Annotated in this window: 15 protein-coding genes; 8 read left to right on the forward strand and 7 right to left on the reverse strand. The window is 65.8% G+C overall.

The window, feature by feature from the left end; genetic code table 11:
* Nucleotides 1-63: 63 nt before the first annotated feature.
* Complete coding sequence (locus ACMUOO_RS03105; protein WP_413854861.1) at nt 64-642, reverse strand: sugar transferase; 579 nt, start codon at nt 640-642, stop codon at nt 64-66.
* A gap of 615 nt (nt 643-1,257) precedes the next feature.
* Between ACMUOO_RS03105 and ACMUOO_RS03110 the strand changes: the two genes are divergently transcribed.
* The 3 genes from ACMUOO_RS03110 to ACMUOO_RS03120 are packed head-to-tail and all read left to right on the forward strand — an operon-like array spanning nt 1,258 to nt 4,557.
* The gene (locus ACMUOO_RS03110) at nt 1,258-2,148 is read left to right on the forward strand and encodes an ExeA family protein (protein WP_301917913.1); all 891 of its coding nucleotides are present in this window, start codon (nt 1,258-1,260) and stop codon (nt 2,146-2,148) included.
* Entirely contained in the window at nt 2,145-3,677 is a 1,533-nt protein-coding gene (locus ACMUOO_RS03115) for a GumC family protein (protein ID WP_301917912.1), read from the forward strand. Before ACMUOO_RS03110 ends, ACMUOO_RS03115 begins: the two co-directional genes overlap by 4 nt.
* A 55-nt stretch (nt 3,678-3,732) precedes the next feature.
* Nucleotides 3,733-4,557 carry a tyrosine-protein kinase family protein gene (locus ACMUOO_RS03120; RefSeq protein ID WP_301917911.1) on the forward strand — a complete coding sequence of 275 codons (825 nt, stop codon included), beginning with the start codon at nt 3,733-3,735 and terminating at the stop codon, nt 4,555-4,557.
* 120 nt (nt 4,558-4,677) lie between these two features.
* Here the strand turns inward: ACMUOO_RS03120 and ACMUOO_RS03125 are convergent, their stop codons facing one another.
* Entirely contained in the window at nt 4,678-5,310 is a 633-nt protein-coding gene (locus tag ACMUOO_RS03125; RefSeq protein ID WP_413854862.1) for a VPLPA-CTERM sorting domain-containing protein, read from the reverse strand.
* A gap of 337 nt (nt 5,311-5,647) precedes the next feature.
* Here ACMUOO_RS03125 and ACMUOO_RS03130 point away from each other — a divergent pair, with 337 nt between their 5' ends.
* Nucleotides 5,648-6,547: a glycosyltransferase family 2 protein gene (locus ACMUOO_RS03130; RefSeq protein WP_301917909.1), complete on the forward strand. Its 900-nt coding sequence runs from the start codon at nt 5,648-5,650 to the stop codon at nt 6,545-6,547.
* Between the two features lie 65 nt (nt 6,548-6,612).
* Here the strand turns inward: ACMUOO_RS03130 and ACMUOO_RS03135 are convergent, their stop codons facing one another.
* On the reverse strand, nt 6,613-8,406 hold the full coding sequence (locus tag ACMUOO_RS03135; protein ID WP_301917908.1) for a right-handed parallel beta-helix repeat-containing protein: 1,794 nt from the start codon (nt 8,404-8,406) through the stop codon (nt 6,613-6,615).
* 374 nt (nt 8,407-8,780) lie between these two features.
* On the opposite strand from ACMUOO_RS03135, the gene ACMUOO_RS03140 reads away from it, so the two are divergent.
* Nucleotides 8,781-9,041 (forward strand): spike base protein, RCAP_Rcc01079 family, encoded by a 261-nt coding sequence (locus tag ACMUOO_RS03140; protein ID WP_301917907.1) that lies wholly within the window; start codon nt 8,781-8,783, stop codon nt 9,039-9,041.
* An 80-nt stretch (nt 9,042-9,121) separates the two neighbouring features.
* On the opposite strand, the gene ACMUOO_RS03145 is transcribed toward ACMUOO_RS03140, so the two are convergent.
* The 3 genes from ACMUOO_RS03145 to ACMUOO_RS03155 form a co-directional block, all read right to left on the reverse strand.
* Nucleotides 9,122-11,365 carry a hypothetical protein gene (locus ACMUOO_RS03145; RefSeq protein WP_301917906.1) on the reverse strand — a complete coding sequence of 748 codons (2,244 nt, stop codon included), beginning with the start codon at nt 11,363-11,365 and terminating at the stop codon, nt 9,122-9,124.
* A 224-nt stretch (nt 11,366-11,589) separates the two neighbouring features.
* Nucleotides 11,590-12,291: an SGNH/GDSL hydrolase family protein gene (locus tag ACMUOO_RS03150; RefSeq protein ID WP_301917905.1), complete on the reverse strand. Its 702-nt coding sequence runs from the start codon at nt 12,289-12,291 to the stop codon at nt 11,590-11,592.
* 4 nt (nt 12,292-12,295) lie between these two features.
* The gene (locus ACMUOO_RS03155) at nt 12,296-12,805 is read right to left on the reverse strand and encodes an acyltransferase (RefSeq protein WP_301917904.1); all 510 of its coding nucleotides are present in this window, start codon (nt 12,803-12,805) and stop codon (nt 12,296-12,298) included.
* Nucleotides 12,806-13,060: 255 nt separating this feature from the next.
* On the opposite strand from ACMUOO_RS03155, the gene ACMUOO_RS03160 reads away from it, so the two are divergent.
* The gene (locus ACMUOO_RS03160) at nt 13,061-14,257 is read left to right on the forward strand and encodes a glycosyltransferase family 4 protein (protein WP_301917903.1); all 1,197 of its coding nucleotides are present in this window, start codon (nt 13,061-13,063) and stop codon (nt 14,255-14,257) included.
* Here the strand turns inward: ACMUOO_RS03160 and ACMUOO_RS03165 are convergent.
* Nucleotides 14,194-15,165 (reverse strand): rhodanese-related sulfurtransferase, encoded by a 972-nt coding sequence (locus tag ACMUOO_RS03165; RefSeq protein WP_301917902.1) that lies wholly within the window; start codon nt 15,163-15,165, stop codon nt 14,194-14,196. The genes ACMUOO_RS03160 and ACMUOO_RS03165 overlap by 64 nt on opposite strands.
* Nucleotides 15,166-15,396: 231 nt before the next feature.
* Between ACMUOO_RS03165 and pncA the strand changes: the two genes are divergently transcribed.
* A complete protein-coding gene (gene pncA / locus ACMUOO_RS03170) occupies nt 15,397-16,005 on the forward strand; it encodes a bifunctional nicotinamidase/pyrazinamidase (RefSeq protein ID WP_301919847.1) in 609 nt (202 codons plus the stop codon).
* Complete coding sequence (pncB, locus tag ACMUOO_RS03175; protein WP_301919846.1) at nt 16,006-17,298, forward strand: nicotinate phosphoribosyltransferase; 1,293 nt, start codon at nt 16,006-16,008, stop codon at nt 17,296-17,298.
* Nucleotides 17,299-17,471: the final 173 nt, after the last annotated feature.

Consider the following 17,471-nt stretch of genomic DNA (forward strand, 5'->3'; position numbering starts at 1 on the left):
CCGGCGAACGCCCCCACGTCAACTTGCCGATGCGTTGTGCCCGACAACGCAGGCTACGTCAAATTAATAGCCCGTTCCCCTGATCACCACGCGGACGGTCGCAACAAGCAACCTCAGGTCGTTCATCAGCGAGATCGTGGCCTCGTACTCCCTGTCGAAATCGGCACGTTTCGAAAACTCGACCTCGTTGCGGTCGGACACCTGCCATGGGCCGGTGATCCCCGGCCGCAGTGCGTAATAGGCCAGACCACTATAGAGCGTCCGCTGCGACGGCATCATGGGCCTTGGTCCGACCAGTGACATGTCGCCGATGAAGACGTTCCACAACTGCGGCAGTTCATCGAGCGAGGTCTTACGCAGGAAACGTCCGATTCCGGTGATGCGCGGGTCGGACTTCAGCTTCTGAGTGCTGTTCCATTCGAGCCGCGCCTCGGGGTTCCGGTCAAGATACCGTTCCAGCATCGTGTCGGCGTTCGGCACCATGGTCCTGAGCTTCAACATCCGGAAGGTCCGCCCACCGCGCCCCACGCGGTCGTTCCAGTAGAACGGAGACGAACCGTCCAGAGCGACGGCGACGGCAAGCAGCAGGATCAGCGGAATAACGATGATGCTGGCGAAGAGGACCGCCGACAAGTCCAGCAAGCGCTTCCCGAAATTGCGGTAGATCCCGCGCCGTCTTGGGAAGTCTACGGGGCCCATGGGAGCGCTGGCCATGCCAAAGTCTTCGGAAGGGTCATGGAGCTGAAGAGTCATACCCTTGTTCCGGTCACGACCGCGATCACTGACACTCAACCCGGCGAAACTGGCGCCGCTGTCCGGCGCACGACGAAAACTGCGATTCCGCGAATGCACCCACATCCGCCCGAGGTTCTTAGCATCTTATGGGATACGGAGGAACGAACATTTGGAAATTGTGCCCTTTTTGCTGCGGCGTCACGAAACCGAGGTTCGTTTGTGTGCAAGAAACCGCCCAATTCCGGAGGGCGTCGGTGTCGTCCGTTTCTTGCCAAGCAACAGTGGCCCTGAAGTCCGCTTTTGTGCCGCAGAGGCGCCGGCGCGGACGATCTGGCGAGACAACGATTCGACTCCCATGTAAGAACTGCCGTGGGTTTGAGGTTGCCGGCTGGGGCGGACGCCATCAAGTTGCCGAAGTTATGTGACCATTTGGCCTGCGAGATTCCGGGCTGACCGGGGTAGATTGATCCGTGGCGGACGGGTGTCGGGAAGGTGTCCCGCCGCGTGAGAAGTGGATTGTGGATGAACAAGGCCGTGGAGCCAGCAACGGACGACCAGAGCAGCGTCGGCTTCTACATGGACTTCTTCGGGTTCCGCGAGCGTCCTTTCACGCTCGTGCCGGATCCGGATTTCCTGTTCTGGTCGCCGCAGCACCGGCGCGCCTATTCGGTGTTGGAGTTCGGCATCCTCAGCCGCGCACCGATCACGCTTGTCACCGGGGGCGTCGGTTGCGGGAAGACCACGCTCCTCCGGGAACTTCTGCGCCAGTTTGGAAACAAGGTCACAGTCGGGCTCATTTCCAACGCCCAGGGCGGGCGGGGCGAACTGATCCAGTGGGTCCTGAACTCGCTCGGCGTCAGTTTCGACCCGAACGTGGGCTACGTGCAGCTCTTCCAGAAGCTGCAGGACTATCTGATCGACGAATACGCCTCGGGCCGGCGCGTCGTGCTGATCTTCGACGAGGCGCAGAACCTGTCGCCCGAGAGCCTCGAAGAACTGCGCATGCTTACCAACATCAACTCCGGCAAGGACGAGGTGATACAACTCGTCCTTGTCGGCCAGCCCGAGCTTCGGGAAATGGTGCTTGACCCGGCGCTGCGCCAGCTTGCGCAGCGGATCGCCGCGAGTTTTCATCTCCTCCCGCTTGACGAGAACGCGGTGGTGGATCTGATCGGCCACCGGCTCAGGGCCGCCGGCGGCACAGGCGAGGAAATCACCGAAGGCGCCGCGCGGATGATCTATCGCTCCACCCACGGGGTGCCGCGTCTGGTCAACCAGCTCTGCGACATGGCATTGCTCTATGCCTGGAGCATGGATAACCACCATGTTGACGAACACGTGGTTCAATCCGTGCTCGATGATGGGGTATTCTTTGCCGCACAGATCGCGGCCGAGGAAGAGAAGCGCAAATGAACCTGGACCTGTCTTTCTACTTCGCGGTGTTCCTGCGGCGGCTGCCCTATTTCATCATCATCTTCGCGCTGGTCTCGGCCGCGGCGATCGCGGCGGCGTTCCTGCTGCCGCCGGTCTATCGGGCGAATTCGGTCCTTCTCGTCGAGAGCTCGCAAATCCCCGGGGCGCTGGCCGCGCCGACCGTTCAGGCGCAGGCGCTGGAAAAGCTGCAGACCATCGAAAACCGCCTGATGACCCGGACCAACCTTCTGGACATCGCGCAGCGGCTCAAAGTCTTCAAGGATATGGCGAAAATGACCCCGGACGACATCGTCGGGGCGATGCGCAAGAACACCAGGATCACGAAGAGCGCAGGTCGCGGTCAGGCCACCATCATGACCGTCGAGTTCGAGGGGGAAAGCGGGCCGGTCGTCGCCGGCGTGGTTAACGAATACGTGACGCTCATCCTGAACGAGGACGTCGCGACGCGCACGGAACGCGCCGAAACGACGGTGGATTTCTTCGACCAGGAAGTGAAGCGCCTTTCAGGCGAGCTCGATGCAATGAGCGCCAAGATCCTCGACTTCCAGAACCAGAACGCCGACGCGCTGCCGAACACGCTGCAATACCGGCTCGGCCAGCAGACGCTCCTGCAGAACACTTTGGCCACGGCCGAGCGTGACATTTCCCTTCTGAAGGATCAGAAGCAGCAGATGATCGCGCTCTTCAACGCGACGGGCCAGATCACCGGCTCCACGGCAAACCAGACGCCCGAGGCGCAGCAACTCGCGCAGCTTCGCCAGCAGATGAACACCTTCACGGCGACCTATTCGCCGACGAACCCCAAGGTCAGGCAACTCCAGGCCCAGATCGACCAGCTCGAGGAGATCGTGAAGGCCCAGCAGCTTCCCGCCGGGGTCGCAAGCACGCAGATGTCCCCGCTCGACATCCAGCTTGCGAGCCTGGACACACAGATTGGTGCGCTCGAGGCGCAGCGCGAGCAACTGCTCGAGCAACTGGCCGTTCTGAAGGATTCGATCGACCGCACGCCGGCGAACCAGATCGCGCTTGATGCGTTGAACCGCGACTATACGAACGTCCAGCAGCAGTACAACACGGCGGTAGCGCGCCAGGCCCAGGCTTCCGCTGGCGAGCAGATCGAAATCCGGTCGAAGGGGGAACGCATCTCGGTCGTTGATGCCGCAACGGTGCCTGACCGCCCGGTGAAACCCGACCGCATGCTCATCGCGGGCGGCGGCGTCGTGGCCGGTGCCGGGCTTGGGATCGCGGTGATCGTTCTGATGGAGCTTCTCAACCGCGCCGTCAGGCGGCCCAAGGATCTGATCAATGCCTTTGGCATCACGCCGATCGCGACGATCCCCTACATGCGGACGCCGTCCGAGACGATGATGCGCCGGTCCGGCTTCGCCGCGATGCTGCTTGTTGCGGTAATAGGGATTCCGGCGATCGTCTATGCGGTGCATGCCTATTACCAGCCGCTCGACGTCCTCTTTGGCAAGGTCATGACAAAGCTGGGTATCCGGTTGTGACGGCTCAGGATCCGTCCATCACCGTCGTTCGCAAGGGGCAGGAGTAACTGAGAAGATGGAGAAACTCGAAGCAGCACTGGCGAAGGCGCGGGAGATGCGTCGCGCGGCGCTCGGGGTTCCGGAAGTCGTACGCGAGAAGGTGGCGCCCGCGGATGCACGCAGCGCCGGTGCCTGGACTTCCCTGCCCGAGGTGACGCTGTCGCCGGGCAAGGCGCTCCGCCACCGCATTACTGCCCTTGCCGGCAACAAGGACGCGACACCGTATGACATGCTTCGTTCCCGCACGATCCGGCTGATGAAGGAAAAGGGCTGGACTCGGCTCTCCGTCACCTCGCCGGGCGCCGCCTGCGGGAAGACCACTGTTGCGCTCAACCTCGCGCTCAGCCTGTCGCGGCAGAAGGACCTCAAGGTCATGCTGATCGACCTCGACCTCCGGCGACCCTCGCTGCACCGGACCGTCGGACATTCTCCCGGTAGGTCGATGCACGAAGTCCTCGACGGCTCCGCGGCCTTCGAGGATGCCGCTGTCCGGATGGGCGAGAACCTCGTGCTGGCGATGAACGCCACGCCTGCGCCCCATCCCGCGGAACTTCTGCAAAGCGTCGGAACGCGCGAGGCGCTGGACGCGATCGAGCGGCGCTGGCAACCGGACATCATGCTATTCGACATGTCGCCGATGCTGGCGACGGACGATAACGTCGGCTTTCTGGGCAACGTCGATTGTGCGCTTCTTATCGCAGCGGCCGAGAGCACGACCCTGTCGAACATCGACCTTTGCGAAAAGGAACTGGCCCAACTGACGAATGTGCTTGGGGTCGTGCTGAACAAATGCCGGTATCCGGACGATTCGGTGGGCTATTCCTACGGCAGCTACGCCTGACTCCATCCTGCAGGGCCGCGCTAGAAGCGCCGGCCGGACGTTCGGGTAACTGGCGCGAAGACAGACGCAAAAGCAAAGGCCGGGCACCCGCCCGGCCTTTCCAATTCCAGGTCTGCCAGATCAGGCCGCCTTGCGGCGGCGGCGCAGCGCGCCAAGTCCGGCAAGTCCGCCGAGCAGCATCACGCCCGCTGCGGGAACCGGAACCGGGGCGATTCCGATGCCTGCAAGAGCCCCATCGGCAACGCCATACCCATCGTTCGATGCCAGCACCGTGAACCGGATCACCGACGCGAAGACGGGCCCGAAGGTGGTGCCGACGAACCCGGATGCGCCCGTTCCGGCGGTATCCGTGGCAGCGAGGGTAATCAGCGGGTTGCCGCCGTTGATGGATGCCTTGCCCACTTCGAGCGACGACCCGTCTGCGGAGCGGAACAGGTCGAGGAAGTAGATCGCATCTATCAGCACCGGCGCGCTGAAGGTGATGTCAATCCACTCGTAGCGGTTCGGCCACGTCGAGATTTCGTCATCGTTGCGGCCGACACCGTAACCGTCGGTTTCGAAGGACAGCCCCGTGCCGGCTGGCGTCGGGTTGCCGTCGAAGGATTGAGAGTTGTTGAGGATGCCGCTCGACGAGAGGTGCCATGTCACGGCCCCCTGGAACAGCGACCCGGAATGACCCGTAGACGCCTTCGTGAAGTCGATCACATAGGCATTTGCCGCCGATGCGGCCGCCGTAAGCGCGACACCTGCCATCGCGGCTACGATCTTTGTCTTAGCAAGCATTTTTACCCCTTCACTTCCCGAATGTCGGCACACGAACACCTTCCCTCTTTTTTCTACCACAGCGCCGCCACACTGCGCCATCCCAATGCCATCTTTTTTCCATTTTTTCGTTGAATCGAAGGTCGAATCAACTTCCGATTGAAATCAACATTGCAACCTGAGGATGATCTTGGCCAATGCGGCTTTTTGTTGACTGATAGTCAACGGTCAGGGAAGCGAATTCAGGCAAAGGTAAGGCAGAAGGGCGAGGATCGTTGCGCTGTGGCGAAAGAGGGGTTCAGTTGAACGGCACTGCCATGGCAGGAGGATGCGTCAGGGGAGAATCGCATCGGTCATGAACGTCGGCTATGTCGTCATCATTCCGCACTACAACGATTCCGCGCGGCTGGGCCGGTGCCTCGATGCCTTGCGGGCACAGGACAGGGCGGGCGTCGATGTCGTCGTCGTCGACAACGGTTCAACCGAACCTCTGGACCAGGCGAAGGCCGCGAACCCCGATGTGCGTTTCGTGACGGAGCCCGGCAAGGGCGCGGCGCGCGCCCGCAACAGGGGGGTGGCGGAAAGCCGCGCGGAAGCGATCATCTTCCTCGACGCTGACTGCGTGCCTCAGCCCGACTGGCTCGCGGCAGCGCGGCGGGCAGCCGGAAGCGCCGACATCGTCGGCGGTGCCATCGACGTCTTCGACGAGACGCCGCCCCCGCGCTCGGGGGCGGAGGCATTCGAAACCGTGTTCGCCTTCAATTACAAGGACTACATCGAACGGAAGGGGTTTTCCGTCACCGCCAATCTCGTAACCACGCGGACGGTGTTCGAGGCCGTGGGACCGTTCACCAACGGCCTGTCCGAGGATGCGGAATGGTGCTTCAGGGCGCGGGCGATGGGATACCGGCTGGCGCTTGACGAAGGCATGCGGGTCGCCCATCCCACGCGGTCCAACTGGCCCGCGCTCGTGCGGAAATGGCGGCGCATCGTCCGCGAGATGTATGCGTTGCACAGACAGGCCCATCCCGGGCCGACGGGTCGGCTGCTCTGGTTCGCCCGCGCCCTGGCAATGGCGGCGAGCTGGCTGCCGCATCTGCCGAAAATCCTCTTCAGTCCGCGCCTGAACGGGGCGGGGGAGCGTCTGCGCGGTGCCGCGACCCTGATCCGGCTCCGGCTGGTCAGAAGCTGGTGGATGCTCCGCCAGGTGGCTGGGTCCGAAATCTGACACGGCATGGCAAAGGCCCCGCCGGTTTGTCCGGCGGGGCCGATCGTCGCGCAACCCGTGCGGGATCAGAAGTTCTCGTAGGCCCCTGCGTCCGGCGCCTTGCCCTTCGGCCGCGCCGCACCGACGATGTCATCCTTCGGGGCCAAGGCCGGTATGCCAGCGTCAACGCCCTTCGAACCCGACCTCAGGTTGAAATCCTGCTTGCTCACCCCGGCGAACTCGTTCGAGGCATTGGTCACGACCACGTTGTTGGTCGCGACGATGGCCTTGGTCGCGTCTTGGTTCACCTTCAACGACGTGGTCATGTTGTTTGCCACCGTCACGTTGAGCGATGGCCTGCCGTCGCGGTTCGCCGAGACACGGATCCAGGGATAGACACCCGCCGTGCCGAAGGCGTGGACAACGGTGTTGTTGACGATCTGGCTGTTCTGACCGCCGGCGATCGTGATGCCGTGGTAGGCCGTCGTCGAGATCACGTTGTTGCGGATCACGAAGTTGTCGTACACGCCGGCAAACAGGCTGATACCCTGCAGCTTGCAAGCAATTGGACTGCGCGTTCCGACGAACTCGAAGATCTTGTTGTCCTCGATCGTGACGTTCCTAAGCGTCCCTGTACCGACCTTGCCGGTCGGGCCGTTGGTCCAGGCCTGGAAGGCATCCGTGTGGCTACCGTTCACCTGATGGCAGTTCTGCACCTTGTTGCCGCGCACGACGGAGTTGTCGCCCAGGGCCCGCATCCCGTCGCCGGAGAAGCCATCGACGATGTTCGCTTCCAGCAGCGCGTTCTTTCCCAGCATGATGATGCCGTTGAAGATCCCCGTGACCCGGTTGCGCGCCACCGTGATGTTGGGTCCGTCGACCTGGAAGCCGGTACGCTGGTAGTTGTTCCAGTCGGTCGCGGTCCAGCTCGAATAGTTTCCGGCTGTCGCGATGCCGCGCACGTCAAGGCCGGTGAACGCGATGTTGCTGGCGCTCGAGTAGGTGCGGACAAGCGCGCCGTTCCCGGCGTTGGATGACCGCGGCCAAACCTTGAGTCCCTGGATGTGGACGTTCGACGAGTTCATCACCAGGACCGAATCGGCATGGGCCACCGCGCCCGCGGCCGGAGCTATCGTCACGGTCGAGGTGAACTTCTTGTCCCGCACGAGGATCTGGCCGTGATAGCCGTCGAGCAGGAAAATCCGGTCCCCGCCGGTGACTTTGCCCGATGTCATCAGCGAGTCGAAGTTCTTCCAGATCTGGGCGCCCGGCGGCACGGCAACGCCGGACGTGCTGGCCGGGGCGACGAGGTTCGTGGTCGGCGCGGTGGGCACTGGCGCAGTGGTAGTGGTCGTCGGCGTGGTTGCCGGTGCCGTGGTCACCGGCGCAGTCGTCGTGGTGGTGGGCGTGGGAGCCGGGGTATCGGCCGTCGTGTCGGCCGCCGCGGTCGCGGATTCGCCAAGTGCCGTGGATCCCTCGGTCGTCCCCTCCGAGTCGATCAGTGCTCCGCCCTCGCTCAGGCCGGCGTCGCCCGACGACGCCACTTCGGCGTTGCCGTCGCTCCCGCTCATGTCGGAGGCCTCGGGTGCGGCCGTTTCATCGGTCGTGACGATTTCGGGCGACGTCTCCTCGCTGCCCTTCTCCTTCCGTACCTTGACCCACTTGCCGATCCGCTCCGACTGCTTGGCAACGACCCGTACGGGCGGAACCCCGGTCGAGGGCGCGCTTTCGCCGCCCGACTGGAGCGTGATGACGGCAAGCGGTGTTCCCGAGACCGCGCCGGGTGTGATCGCCTGGACGAAGTAGTCGGCTGCAAGGGCCTGCGATCCCGCAAGCGCAGTGCTCAGCCCCAACAACGCGAGTGAGCGCGCAAGTTTCATTAGCGTGTTCCCTTGATCGAGAGTGTATCGATGCTCTCAACAATGCGGGACAACGTGGCGAAGATGCGGCGCAATTGGCGTCGTCATGTGTCAAAGGCACCGAATTGGCGGGTTTCCGTTAAGTAAGTTTTGACCAAAACGGCGCGAATCCGCCGAAAACGGAATCATCCGAAACTTGGAGAGAAACAATGCTCACCGTACGGTTGTGTGCGGCAATGTTAACCGGCCTGACGTCATTGTTGCGCGGTTGGAAGGTGGCCCCATCGGCCGCCTTTCCGCCTTGGCGACAGAGACGATGACTCCGGCCGGCCGGGCAGGAAGCACGCCTGCGACGTCTCGGCCGCACAGGGCAGAGGCTCGAACAGGAGACAGAGATGGACAAGTTTTCCGACTATCCCACCAGCCTGACGGCGCCGGCGCGCGATGCCGCAGCCGTGGTTCCCAGCGACGCGACAGACCTTGCGGTCCTTCCGCGTGCGCTCTTCATCGGCCAGACCGGCGACGTCGCGGCGCGTTTGGCGGGCGGGCAGACCGTCGTTTTCCGCAATGTCCAGGCGGGCAGCGTCCTGCCCGTTCGCACGGCGCGGGTCAACGCCACGGGGACGACGGCGACAGATATCGTCGCGCTCTGGTGATCCGGCGATCGTGCCGCTCCGCCGCGAGGAACGGAAAACAGGGGCCCGGCGGGCCCCTGCTGCATTTCACTCTTACGGCTTCATGTCGCGTTCGCGCCGAGTTTCCACGGATCGGCGTTGGCAAGGGACGCAGGCCCCGCGATGCTCTTGTGGGGCGTCGTCGCCGGCGCGTCCCCCGCAGCAGTCGCAGTCAGCCAGGCGCGCAATGTTTCCGCAGCGCCGACATACTGCAGCGTCCCGTTGTTGCGCGCGAGGAAACTCAACGCTCGGCTGCTGGCGAAGAGACCCGTGCCGGCAACAGAGAAGGGTAACGTGGCAATGAGCGCGCCGTTCAGTTGCAACCGGCAGACTTTTGCCACGTGATCGGCCGAGCAGACGAGGTCGTACCAGATGCCGCCGCCCAGTCCGGCGGAGACGAGGGCATTGTTCAGGACCTTGACGGCGGCGCTGTCGCGGATGTTCACCCTCAGGCTGCCATTGTTGAGTATCTCCACGTCGAAGCTCCCGCCCGACTGCGCGAACAGGATGTAGCTGCCCGTCGGCGGCAGCGCCGCAAGCCGGAACCGCGCGGCGAAGGTGATCTGCGCCGTTCCCGCGGGCACGTTGGCAGGATCGAGGAAATAGGGTCCGGTCGCGCTGGTGGTGAAAGGCTGCGCGGCGGCCGGCAGCGTATTGGCAAGCGTCGCGGCGGCGGGAAGGGGTGCGACAGGGATTCCGTCAACCCCCGCCGCACCGACATTGACGATTGGCAGGTTCTTCCAGGTCGCGGCGACATGGTCCTCCGGGAAAGCGATCATGCCCGTCGCGCCACCCTCGCCGTATTGGATCGCATCGGCATAGGTGAAGGTGCCGGCATTGGGGAAGACCCGCACCCTTCCGGCGACGATCTGGGCATTGCGCGCCGGTGCGCCGTTGATCTGGAAGCCCATGACCTCGGTCCAGTGGGACAGGCCGGAGCCGAGTGCCGGCTCCCCCCGCGCGCGCCGCGTCGTCGTGACCGACCCGGAGGATGACCAGACTTCCACCCAGGCGCCTGTCGACTCCCAGAGCGATTGGTCGAAGGTTGGAACGGCCCAGGTTGAAAGCCCGGTCGAGCGCAGGATCGCGTGGGCCGTCAGCCGGGCCCAGGCCTGAATCCCGTCGAGCGTGTTTCCGGCGGGGTGCGAGAAGTCGGTCCAGCTGCCGGCACCGTCGTCGACGCCGTTGACGTAGGTCACGGGCTCCACGGCCGTGGGCAGGAACATGGTTGCCGCCGGCAGCGCCAGCATGGCCCGCCAGCTCTGCCGCGCTGCCTGCTTGTTGGCGAGGTTGCTCTGCACCGCGCCGCCCAGGACATGCGTGGCATCCTGCATGTCGGCATCGATGTCGAAGCGATGAGGCCCATAGGGCACCCAGCGCGTCCTCGTGTAGTCGTAGAGCTCTCCGAACCAGTGGTCGGCATGATAGCTCAGTCCTGCACCGTAGCTGATCGTCGCCGGGAAGGTGACCGGCACCCCCGCGATGGTCTTGCCCGCGAATAGCGGGAACATCGCCTCGCCATAGGCGGCGCCGAGGCTGCCCGGAGCGGCGAACCACGACATCGCTGCAAGGCCCACATGCTGGCCATCGGCGGTGGCGAAGTCATGCAGCGCCCTGTCGGCAGCCCAGGACCTGCCCGGGTTCGCGTCGTCCACCAGTTCGCGCGGATCGGTGCCTGGAACCGTGTGGAAGATCACGGCGAACTTCTCTCCCGGCCGTTCCGCGATCAGTGTTGCCGCCAGCGCCGCCGCACCTGCAGTGAGCGGTGCGGCGTTCGTCACGAAGTGCCGCGCAGGCGTCGCAGCCGCGCCATGGAGGATCTGGATCGCCTCCGGGTCGCTCACCGCAGGCGGTGTGGTGGTGTTGTGGAAGGCCGAGATGATGCGGTCCGGTTCCGATTGGCCCCAGATGGCGATGACGTGCCCCACCCCGAAGCGATGCGCGCCCTGCGCCGCCACCGCCGGATGCGCCTTGAGCCTGACCTCGGGTCGGAACCACGAGGCGCTGCGGGGTGCCGTGATCGTGCCTGACCAGAGCCCGCCCACGTCCGCTGTGGCGACATCCGCCCAGGCCGTGGTGGTCGCGCCGCCATCGTCGAGCGACAGGGCTCGCGCCTGCACCACCTCGCCCGCCGTGGCGGTGCCGGAGAGCTGTATCTCGGCCTCGGCGAGCCCGAAGCCCGCCCCGCTGTCGAAGATCACCCGGTCGGCACTGAAGCTGGCCAGCGTGACCGAGCCGAGGTTCGGCGCCGGGGCGTCGCCGCCAGCCTGTCTCTGGTCGATCGTGAGGGCGGAGAGTGTGATCATGGCCTTTTTCCCGTCTTGCGGGACGGCGCCACCCACATGCCGGTCGGCACCGGTCCGGGCCGCGCTCGTCCGGTGGCGTCTGAGCCGCCACGGGACCGGCCGCCCCGGCCGAGCGGCGGGGGCCCCGTCCACGTCCGTGCCGGCAGGTTGCCCCAAGGGGATACCATCCTCCGCCTGGGCGTTGCCGGGGAGGGGATCGGATCGCGCGGGGGCGAAGGCGGATGTTAGGGTGTGCAGCTCCGGCCGAAGATCCGCGCGACGGTCTCGGCCAGCGGCCGCGCGTAAAGCCGGGCCTCCAGCCCCGGCTCCGGATGCAGCCCGTCCACGAGGGCCTGGCCCCCCGATCCTTCGTCGAGCCACCGCGCGGTGCCGTCGAAAAGGCTGACGCCCTCCCCTGCCGCGAGTTGCACGTAGATATCGCCATAGGCCATGAGCTTCGGCCGCTTCAGCCGCTGTAGTCCGGCCACCGGATTTGTCGTCAGCAGCACGATGGCAATGTCAGGGTGGCGGCTCCTCAGCGCGCGGATGATCGCCCGATGGTTCTGCAGGCTCGCCGCCTGTGACACCCCGTCGATCAGGTCCGCATCGTTGATGGCGAACTCGATCAGCGCGACATTGAAGGGGCCCGGCCCCTCAGCCCCGACCAGATCCCTGCCTGCGGCAGAACCCGCACCCGGCTGCGCCCGGACGGTCACGCTGGCCGCGGCGAAGCCGCAACCGGCAAGCCTGGCCCCAAGCTCCGCCGGCCAGACCGCGCGCGCTGTGAGACTGGTGCCAAATGCCACGACGGACAGCTGTTCCGGCGCGGGACGGGTCGCAGGCACGATCCGGTCGCGCGGCGCCCCGGGCCCCGGCGCCTGCCGGAACACGGCCACCGCCGCAACGAGGATCACGAGGAGGCCGGTCAGGAAGGCCGCGCGGGCCATCGGCTCAGGTTAGCCCCTGTTCGGCCAGGGCGCTCTCTGTGGCGTCAGCGTCGAGGAAGCGGCCATAGGGCCCGACCTCGATCCCCGAGCGGATCACCTTTGCCGGATTGCCTGCAACGATCGAGCGGGGCGGCACCGATTTCGTGACGACGGAGCCCGCGCCCACCACGCAGTTGTCGCCGATCTCCACCCCTGGCAGGATCAGGCTGCATCCGCCGATGAAACAGTTGGCGCCGATCCGCGTGTGCAGGTAGAGCCCGCGCGTGCGATCATGCGTCAGAATGCGGGTATCGAAGGCAACGTAGCTCAGCGGTCCGATGTGGATACCGATCGGGAAGGTCCGGTCGAACTTCGCCGAAAGCGAGAATTGCGCCGTGGGATGGATGTCCATGCCCCAGACCCGGCGATACCAGAGCCGCTTTGCATCGACGATGAGGTTGCGCAGGCCGGAAAGCCTGTTCAGCCCGCGCCGCCGCGCCTTCTTCATCGGCTGTCCGCCCGTCGTTTCGTCCATCCCGTCATCCTTCCCGCCTCGCGCCCGTGACCAAGCATACCGGGGCAGCCCCCGCTCCAGAAGGGGGCGCTGCAGTCGCCGCACCGCGGGGCGGTCGCAGCGGCGCATCCTGTCGCCGTTTCGGCAACATTCAGGTCATGCCGATCGCATCGGCCCTCGCGCAGGCGGCGCGCACCTCCGGAAGGGCGAACGCACTTTGCAGCCGTTGTCATCAGGCGTAAGCCTATCGTGTGTTCACCTGAAGGTTGCCCGCCCGTGTCCGTGACTGCACCGCGCCAGTTCGTCCTGCCGGAAAAGCCGAAGGCGCCCCCCTCGGTCCGGGTTCATCCCGCCAGGCCGATTCGCGCGCTCATGAGCAATCCCTGCGAGACGGTGGGCGTGGGTCGCACCTGCCGGTCGATCCTCGCCGCCTCGATCGCAGCGGGCTACCGCGCCGATCTCGTCACCGCCCGCTTTCACGGTCAGATGCCGCCGGGGCTTCCCGTACGCGAGGGGGTGCCCCGCGTTGTCCGGCACTTTCCCTTCGGCCGGCGAATCGCGGACGGTTTGCTGCACCGGCGCTATCTCGACGCGGTTGGGGAAGGCGACATCGCCTATCTCTGGCCCTCGGTGCCGGTATCCGTCTACGAACGGCTCGCCCGGCGCGGTGTGACCATCGTCACCGAATCCGTCAACACCCGGATGGCGGTGGCAAAGCCGGTTCTGGATGCCGCCTACGATGCGCTCGGCCTGCCTCCCGGGCATGGCATCACCGATCTGAGGATCGCGATCCAGAACCTCCGCCAGGTGCTCTGCAGCGCGATCTTCGCGCCGAGTCCCGCGGCGGAACACGCATTCGCGGGAACGCCCGTTGCCAGCCGCGTCATCCCCTCGAGTTACGGCACCTCGGTGCCAGCCGTCCTTCCGGACCGCCCCGCGCGCGCGCCCGGCGCACCGGTGACTTTCGTCTTCGTGGGCTCCGTCTGCGTCCGCAAGGGAGCGCACCTCCTGCTGGAAGCCTGGCGCAGCCCGCCTCCCGGTGCGCGCCTGAGGCTCGTTGGCGAGGTGGAGCCGGCGATCCGTGCCCGCTTTTCCGACGTGCTCGATGCCGATACCGTTTCGGCGATCGGCTTCAGCGACGATGTCGCCGAAGAGCTGCTGCGGGCCGACATTGCGGTCCTGCCCTCGCTGGAGGAAGGCGATCCGATATCGACCTACGAGGCCGCGGCACACGGCCTCCCGGTCATCGCCTCCGTCGCCGGGGCGGGACGGATCGGTGCCGAGACCGGCGCGGTCGAGATCATCGATCCGCACGACATTGCGGCCTTCCGCGACCGCCTTTCGGCCTATGCCGCCGATGAGGATTTTCGCCGCGATCGCGGGGCCGTCGCCCGCGCCGCCTCGCTCGGCTACGACTGGTCGCGTGTCGGCCCGGACCGTTTCGACAAGCTCTTCGCCTTCCTCGGGCGCTGACCGGCCTCCGGCCCGAAATGCGGCGCACCCCGGGCGTCGGCCAGCGCGACCTGCCGCTGGCGCTCACGGAAACGCGCGCGGTCCGCTTCCGTGAAACGGTCGCGGCAAGCGGGGCAGGAGACGCCGTCCTCGAAATCCGGATGCGCTCGGTCCTGCGCCGTGAAGGGCCGCCGGCACGCGCGGCAGAGCCCGTGGCCGGTGATCGTCAGCCCGTGGCCCACGCTCACCCGCTCGTCGAATACGAAGCAGCCACCCTGCCAGAGGCTGTCAGCTTCCGGCACCTCCTCCAGATACTTCAGGATCCCGCCCTTCAGGTGGAAGACTTCCGCCACGCCCTCCTGCAGCAGGAAGCTCGTGGATTTCTCACATCTTATGCCGCCGGCGCAGAACATCGCCACGCGCCGGTTACCGAACCGGCTGGCGTTCGCACGCCACCACGACGGGAAGTCGCGGAAGCTCGCCGTGCCGGGATCGACCGCGCCCCGGAAACTGCCGATCGCAACCTCGTAGGCATTGCGCGTGTCAATGACGACGACATCCTCGTCCGTGATCAGCGCGTTCCAGTCGGCCGGCTCGACATGGCGTCCGACGGCGCGGGTCGGATCAACGTCCGCAACGCCCATCGTCACGATCTCGCGCTTCAGCCGCACCTTCATCCTGCCGAACGGCATGGCCGGGGCGGTGCTTTCCTTCCACGCGATCTCGGCGCAGCCCGGCAGGGCGCGGATATGGGCGAGCACCGCGTCGATCCCCTCCCGCGGGCCCGCGATCGTGCCGTTGATCCCTTCCCGTGCAAGTAGGATCGAGCCGCGCACCCCACCCGCATTGCAGGCGGCGAGCAGGGGCGCGCGTAGTTCGGCCGGATCGGGAAAGGGGGTGAAGCGGTACAGCGCGGCGACGGTCAGCATGGCCAACCTGATAGGGTCGCGACCGCCGCGCCGCAAGCCACGCGGCATCAGCGACGGCGGCGATGGCTTGGATGCGCCGAAATCGGCGCCGATCGCGGGGCTTTCAGGGGGACCGTCGGGAACGGCCGAACGGCGTGGCTCCAGCAGAGCCCGCGTGAGGCGGAAGGACTGCGGCCATTGACCTCGGGGCGGGTGCATCCTAGCAACGCAATGGCCCTTGCGGAGGAAACAATGCGCGACGCGACCCATGCCCTCATCGTCATCGACGTGCAGAACGACTTCTGCCCCGGCGGCGCGCTTGCGGTCGCGGGCGGGGACGAGATCATCCCGCGCGTCAACGCGCTCATGGCCGAGTTTCCGGTGAAGGTCCTGACGCAGGACTGGCACCCTTCGGACCACGCCTCCTTCGCGGCGAACCATCCCGGCGCCCAGCCCTTCACGCTGACCGAGATGCCCTACGGGCCGCAGGTCCTCTGGCCCACGCACTGCGTTCAGGGCACGACGGGTGCGGCCTTCCATCCCGCGCTTGCCACCGATCCGGCCGACCTCGTGATCCGCAAGGGCTTCCGCGCCGCCATCGACAGCTACTCGGCCTTCTTCGAGAACGACCATCGGACGCCCACCGGCCTTGAAGGTTACCTGCGCACGCGCGGCGCAACCCGTCTCACCCTTGTCGGACTCGCCACCGATTTCTGCGTTGCCTATTCCGCCGTCGACGCCGCACGGCTCGGCTTCGCGGTGACGGTTCTAGAAGGCGCCTGCCGCGCCATCGACCTCGACGGCTCTCTTGCAAGGGCCCGCGCCGAGATGCGCGCCGCCGGCGTGCGGCTGGAGGCGTGAATGGTCGATATCGCCACCCGCGTCTATAACCAGAACTGGAAGATCGACCCGATCGTCCGGTCGCTGATCGACACAGACTTCTACAAGCTCCTGATGTGCCAGTCGGTGCTGAGGAACCGACCCGACACGACGGTCGCCTTCAGCCTCATCAACCGCACGAAGACGATCCCCCTGGCGAAGCTCATCGACGAGGGGGAACTCAGGGAGCAGCTTGACCATGTCCGCTCGCTCTCGCTCACCCGCGGCGAGTCGACCTGGCTCAGGGGCAACACATTCTACGGCAAGCGGCAGATGTTCTCGTCGAGCTTCATGGAATGGTTCGAGGCGTTGCGCCTGCCGCCCTACCACCTCGAACGCCGTGGCGACCAGTTCGAGCTCACCTTCGAGGGCAAGTGGCCGGAAGTGATGCTCTGGGAAATTCCCGCGCTGGCCGTGCTGATGGAGCTTCGCTCGCGCGCTGTCCTCGCCACGATGGGCAAGTTCGAGCTTCAGGTGCTCTACGCCCGCGCGATGACGCGGCTTTGGGAAAAGATCGAGCGTCTGCGCCGGATCGAGGGGCTGAAGATCGCCGACTTCGGCACGCGGCGGCGGCATTCCTTCCTTTGGCAGGATTGGGCTGTCCAGGCGATGATCGAGGGTCTCGGCAATGCCTTCATCGGCACGTCGAACTGCCGCATTGCCATGCGGCGCGACATCGAGGCGATCGGGACGAATGCGCACGAACTGCCGATGGTCCTCGCCGCGCTCGCGGACACTGACGAGGAACTGCGCGAGGCGCCCTACAAGGTCCTCGCCGACTGGCATGAAGAGCACTCCGGCAACCTCCGCATCATCCTGCCCGACACCTACGGCACCGAAGGCTTCCTCCGGAACGCGCCCGACTGGCTCGCAGGCTGGACCGGGTTGCGGGTTGATTCCGGCGATCCCTTCGACGGCGCCGAAACCGCGATCCGCTGGTGGAAGGACCGCGGCGAGGATCCGACGAGGAAGCTCGTGATCTTCTCGGACGGGCTCGACGTAGAACTGATCGAGGCGCTGCACGCGCGTTTCGCCGGGCGGGTGAAGGTCTCCTTCGGCTGGGGGACGCTGCTGACCAACGATTTTCGCGGCTTCGCGCCGAACGACGGACTCGCGCCCTTCAGCCTCGTCTGCAAGGCCGTGAGCGCCAACGGCCGGCCGACCGTGAAGCTCTCGGACAATCCCAACAAGGCAACCGGCCCGGCCGACGAGATCGCGCGCTACAAGCGTGTCTTCGGCGTGGGCGAACAGCAAAGCATCGATGTGGTCGTCTGACTTCCGTCGCGACGCCAGGGAGGTCAGGCATGAACGATCCGCACCGCTCCACCCCGTCCGGCAGGACCCGCGCCCGCGGCCTCGGCCTTGCGGTCGAGGGCACTCCGGGCCCCTGGAACGCGATCACCGACGTGCCGGGCGTCGCGGTCGGCTACACCACGCTGATCGAAGGG

Source organism: Albidovulum sp., assembly GCF_041919395.1.
In the GTDB taxonomy this organism is placed as follows: domain Bacteria; phylum Pseudomonadota; class Alphaproteobacteria; order Rhodobacterales; family Rhodobacteraceae; genus Albidovulum.